The organism is uncultured Algibacter sp. (genome assembly GCF_905480415.1).
Taxonomy (GTDB): Bacteria; Bacteroidota; Bacteroidia; order Flavobacteriales; family Flavobacteriaceae; genus Algibacter_B.
Genome location: NZ_CAJQQI010000179.1, coordinates 1 through 4,709, shown reverse-complemented (window position 1 = coordinate 4,709; position 4,709 = coordinate 1). Strand labels below are relative to the sequence as shown.

The following is a 4,709-nucleotide window of genomic DNA, read 5'->3' as shown; positions in this document are numbered from 1 at the left end:
TAAAACATACAGTACTTTTTAAAACAAAAAAATCCCGCAATTTAATTGCGGGATTTTTGTTTTATAATTTTTGATTCCCATTTTCACAGGAATGACAAATTTCAAATGAATCTTATTGGCCATAGCCTATAAGTATTCGTTTTTATTAAAACTGCTCTCTTCCTGAAAAGTGAAATGCGGCTTCAATAGCTGCATTATCATCACTATCACTACCATGTACTGCGTTTGCACTTATTGATTCTGCATACATTTTTCTAATAGTTCCTTCAGCAGCATCAGCAGGATTTGTAGCACCAATTAAAGTTCTAAAATCATCTACTGCATTTTCTTTTTCTAAAACAGCTGCTACAATTGGTCCACGAGTCATGTATTCAACTAAATCAGCGAAAAAAGGACGCTCACTATGTATTGCATAAAAAGATTGCGCATCAGCAGTTGTCATTTGTGTTAATTTCATAGCTACAATTCTAAATCCTGAAGCTGAAATTTTTTCTAATATTGCGCCAATGTATCCTTTTTCGACAGCATCTGGCTTAAGCATTGTAAATGTTCTATTTGTTGCCATTATTTTTGTTTTATGTGCGTGCAAAAGTAATCTATTTCTATTGAATTGCAATAGTTCTAATTTTAAAAAAATTGTATCTTCGTAAACTATGAATAAACAAGACATCACGAGCATAAAGCAGCTTTTATCTACTAAAAGAAAGATCGTTATTGTACCCCATAAAAATCCAGATGGTGATGCCATTGGCTCTACTTTAGGACTTTTTCATTATTTAGTAAAAGGTAATCATAACGTTCATGTTTTAGTTCCTAATGATTATCCTCCTTTTTTAAAATGGATGCCTGGGAATGACACCATTTTAAAGTACGATTCACAAACAAAAATATGTGATGCCCTAATAAACGACGCTGATATTATTTTCACTTTAGATTTTAACGCTTTTCACAGAACTGGTAATATGGAAACCGTTTTAACTAAAAGTAGTGCTTTAAAAATAATGATTGACCATCATCAAGCGCCCGATCATTATGCAACTTATAAGTATAGTGATGTAAGCATGAGTTCTACGTGTGAAATGGTTTATAATTTCATAGATATGCTAGGAGATGCCAATGACATTGATAATAATATAGCCACGTGCTTGTATGTAGGCATCATGACCGATACTGGTTCTTTCAGATTTCGATCAACAACAAGCAAAACACATAATATCGTAGCAAAACTTATTGAAAAAGGCGCTAATAATACCGATATTCATAATAATGTTTATGATACTAATCGCTATGAGCGTATGCAATTATTGGGTTGTGCATTGACGAATTTGAGAGTGATTCCAGAGTTTAAAGCGGCTTATATTTCACTTTCTCAAGATGAACTTCAAAAGTATAATTACAAAAAAGGAGATACTGAAGGCGTTGTAAATTATGGACTTTCTTTAGACGGCATTGTTTTAGCGGCCATATTTATTGAAGATAGAAAAGAAGGTATTATAAAAATATCTTTACGTTCAAAAGGTAACTTTTCTGTTAACGAAATGTCTAGAGCTCATTTTGAGGGTGGTGGGCATACGAATGCTGCTGGTGGTAAAAGCCATTTATCACTTCAAAAAACTATCGAAAAATTTATTAGTATATTACCTAGTTATAATAAAGTCCTGAATGATGAATAAATTACTCACTATAGCCATCCTTTTTTTAGTATTTAGTTGTAAAACACCCGAAGCCAGGCGCCCAGTTTCAGTAAAAACAGGTTCTTTTATTGACGCTTCCATAGAACGAAATAAAAAGCTTAACGCCAATGAAAAGGCGTTCATTGAAAACTTAATGAAGCAACAAAGTATTGATTACATAGCTTCAGAAAGTGGCTTTTGGTATTACTACAATTATAAAGTTGAAATTGACACTTTAAAAACACCCGATTTTGGTGATATTGTGAATTACAATTACAATGTTAAAAACCTTAATGGCGGTATCATATACTCTGCAGAAACTATCAAAACACAAACCTACGCTATGGACAAACAAGAGTTGTTTACAGGCTTACGTGAAGGATTAAAACTTATGAAAACTGGTGAGACCGTAACGTTTTTATTTCCATCTCAAAAAGCCTATGGCTATTATGGTGACGAAAATAAAATAGGTCGTAATACACCTCTAATTTGCGAAGTAACCATAAATTCAATTACCCAAAATCAAACGAATTAAAATGACCCTAATTAAAAACGCTATTAAAGTTTTAGTACTTGTGTATTTTATAAACTTAACATCATGCAAAGTACAATACCCAGACTTAGAAGATGGGATTTATGCGGAAATCATTACCAGTAAAGGTGTTATGCTTGCTAAATTAGCTAAAGACAAAGCACCGATAACGGTAGCTAACTTTGTAGCGCTAGCAGAGGGCACCAATACTATGGTTGATAGTGAATATAAAAAGAAGGCATTTTACAATGGCACTATTTTCCATCGGGTTATGGATGGCTTCATGATTCAGGGTGGAGACCCCTTAGGCACTGGACAAGGTGATCCCGGTTATAAATTTAGGGGTGAGTTTCATCCAGACTTAAAACACGACAAACCTGGTATTCTATCTATGGCTAATTCCGGTCCAAACACAAATGGAAGTCAATTTTTTATCACAGAAATCCCTAAACCTCATCTCGATGAGGTTTATAATGTATTTGGAGAATTAGTATTAGGATTGAACATTCAGGATTCTATTTCGAATGTGAAAGTTGGTAATAAAAATAAGCCTCTAAACGATGTTGTTATAGAAGAATTAAATATTATTAGAAAGGGTAAATCAGCTAAATTGTTTGATGCTCCTAAAATTTTTAATAATCATTTTGCAGAAGATGAACGTCTTAAAAAAGAAAAAGAGGCTAAAGCTGAAGCCATTTTAAAAGCCACTAGAGATAAGTTTGAAACACAACGAGCAAAAGCAACAACACAAGAATCAGGCCTAAAATATTTTATTTCTAAAAAAGGTACAGGTGAAAAATTACCTAATGAAGCTCAGGTATCAACACATTATGCTGTATATTTTGAAAGCGGAAAATTACTAGAAACAAGCAAGTTGGAAATTGCAGAGGCCTTAGATGTCGTGAACGAGAAACGCAAAGCGGACAATAAATATGAACCTCTGGTTGCTGATATTGGTCCAGATGCACGAATGATTCCAGGGTTTAAAGAAGGCTTGCAACAATTGAGTATTGGCGATGAAGCCACTTTGTTTATCCCTTATCATTTAGCCTATGGCGAAGCCGGAACAAGAGGTATTCCCGGAAAATCTAATATTATTTTTGAAGTAGAAATCTTAAAACTTCTTAAATAAATTTTAACATTAAAGTCATTGAAACCTTTATATTTACGCTGAAAAACGAAACCTATGCAACTATTAAAATTTGATTGGAACCCGATAACTGGAATTGACATTGTTGGAAATTTCAAACTTCACTTTTATAGCCTCATGTGGGTGGTTGCCTTTATATTGGGTTGGTATATAATGAAACGCATTTTTACCAAAGAGAAAATATCAATAGATTATTTAGATCCGTTGTTTATATATACCGTTTTAGCGACCATGCTCGGTGCTAGATTAGGACATGTGTTGTTTTACCAGTCTGAGCTTATTTCTCAAGACTTTTTTAGCATCTTTTTACCGTTTAAGTTTAAAGGCGGATTCGAATTTACAGGTTTTCAAGGACTTGCAAGTCATGGTGCTGCCATTGGTATTATCATTGGTATGTATTTATACAGAAGAAAATACAAGTACAAATCTATACTTTGGATTTTAGATAGAATAGTTATCCCTGTAGCTTCAGGTGCTATTTTTATTAGAATAGGAAACTTCATTAATTCAGAAATTATAGGAAAAGCATCTGGTGATTTTCCTTTAGGAGTTCGTTTTATTCAAGACCAATATTACAAAAGAGAAATTGTACAACGTACAGGTATTAAAGATGTTCAGGAAGCTTATAATGCGGTAACTGAAAACCCGCAATTTCAAAATTTATTAGAAGCTGTTCCTTATAGGCATCCATCACAACTTTATGAGTCATTTTGCTATATTTTTGTGTTTTTAATTTTATGGTATTTCTATTCTAAAACCACCAAAAAAGATCAACCAGGGTTTTTATTTGGCTTGTTTCTAGTGCTTCTATGGACCATCCGTTTCTTTATAGAATTCACCAAAGAACCTCAAGGTGAAGAATATATTAATTGGTTTAGTTTAAATACTGGGCAGTGGTTAAGTATCCCATTTGTTTTAGTAGGATTGTATTTTATGTTTGTTTACAAACCCAAAACGGCCAATAAATAAAATGTTTTTCAAACGTATAAGCTTACTAATTACTTTATCTTTTAGTTTATTTATAATAGGTTGTAAGGATAATAAAAAAGTTATTAAGCAAACTGAAATTACTTTTACCAAAGAAGGTGAACTTACTATTTTTAAAGCTTTCGATTCTACAAAAGTAGCTTTAAACATTGAAATTTCAGATACAGATTTTGATATTCAAACAGGATTGATGTATAGAAATTCCATTGAGAACAACCAAGGGATGCTCTTTGTTTTTGATAATGAAACCGAGCGTTTCTTTTATATGAAGAACACAAAAATTCCATTAGACCTTATTTACATGAATGCCAACAGAAACATAGTTAGTTTTCAAAAGCATGCAAAACCCTTTGATGAATCTTCTTTA

6 protein-coding genes are annotated in these 4,709 nt (G+C 32.7%); 5 read left to right on the top strand and 1 reads right to left on the bottom strand.

The genetic code is table 11. The features are described from left to right. Window positions 1–145: 145 nt before the first annotated feature. Complete coding sequence (locus tag QZ260_RS12165) at window positions 146–565, bottom strand: nucleoside-diphosphate kinase (RefSeq protein WP_295986628.1); 420 nt, start codon at window positions 563–565, stop codon at window positions 146–148. Between the two features lie 88 nt (window positions 566–653). On the opposite strand from QZ260_RS12165, the gene QZ260_RS12160 reads away from it, so the two are divergent. The 5 genes from QZ260_RS12160 to QZ260_RS12140 all read left to right on the top strand — a co-directional run. Further along, complete coding sequence (locus tag QZ260_RS12160; protein ID WP_295986627.1) at window positions 654–1,673, top strand: bifunctional oligoribonuclease/PAP phosphatase NrnA; 1,020 nt, start codon at window positions 654–656, stop codon at window positions 1,671–1,673. Further along, window positions 1,666–2,208, top strand: a complete 543-nt coding sequence (gldI, locus tag QZ260_RS12155; protein WP_295986629.1) for a gliding motility-associated peptidyl-prolyl isomerase GldI — start codon at window positions 1,666–1,668, stop codon at window positions 2,206–2,208. Before QZ260_RS12160 ends, gldI begins: the two co-directional genes overlap by 8 nt. A 1-nt stretch (window position 2,209) precedes the next feature. Further along, entirely contained in the window at window positions 2,210–3,337 is a 1,128-nt protein-coding gene (locus tag QZ260_RS12150) for a peptidylprolyl isomerase (RefSeq protein WP_295986626.1), read from the top strand. A gap of 54 nt (window positions 3,338–3,391) precedes the next feature. After that, the gene (gene lgt, locus QZ260_RS12145) at window positions 3,392–4,324 is read left to right on the top strand and encodes a prolipoprotein diacylglyceryl transferase (protein ID WP_295986625.1); all 933 of its coding nucleotides are present in this window, start codon (window positions 3,392–3,394) and stop codon (window positions 4,322–4,324) included. A gap of 1 nt (window position 4,325) precedes the next feature. Then, window positions 4,326–4,709, top strand: a 384-nt coding sequence (locus QZ260_RS12140) for a DUF192 domain-containing protein (RefSeq protein ID WP_295986624.1), incomplete at its 3' end; no start/stop codon positions are given.

Coding starts and splice junctions, on each gene's coding strand:
- QZ260_RS12165 (WP_295986628.1), bottom strand. CDS start 565: ATGGCAACAAATAGAACATTTACAATGCTTAAGCCAGATGCTGTCGAA.
- QZ260_RS12160 (WP_295986627.1), top strand. CDS start 654: ATGAATAAACAAGACATCACGAGCATAAAGCAGCTTTTATCTACTAAA.
- gldI (WP_295986629.1), top strand. CDS start 1,666: ATGAATAAATTACTCACTATAGCCATCCTTTTTTTAGTATTTAGTTGT.
- QZ260_RS12150 (WP_295986626.1), top strand. CDS start 2,210: ATGACCCTAATTAAAAACGCTATTAAAGTTTTAGTACTTGTGTATTTT.
- lgt (WP_295986625.1), top strand. CDS start 3,392: ATGCAACTATTAAAATTTGATTGGAACCCGATAACTGGAATTGACATT.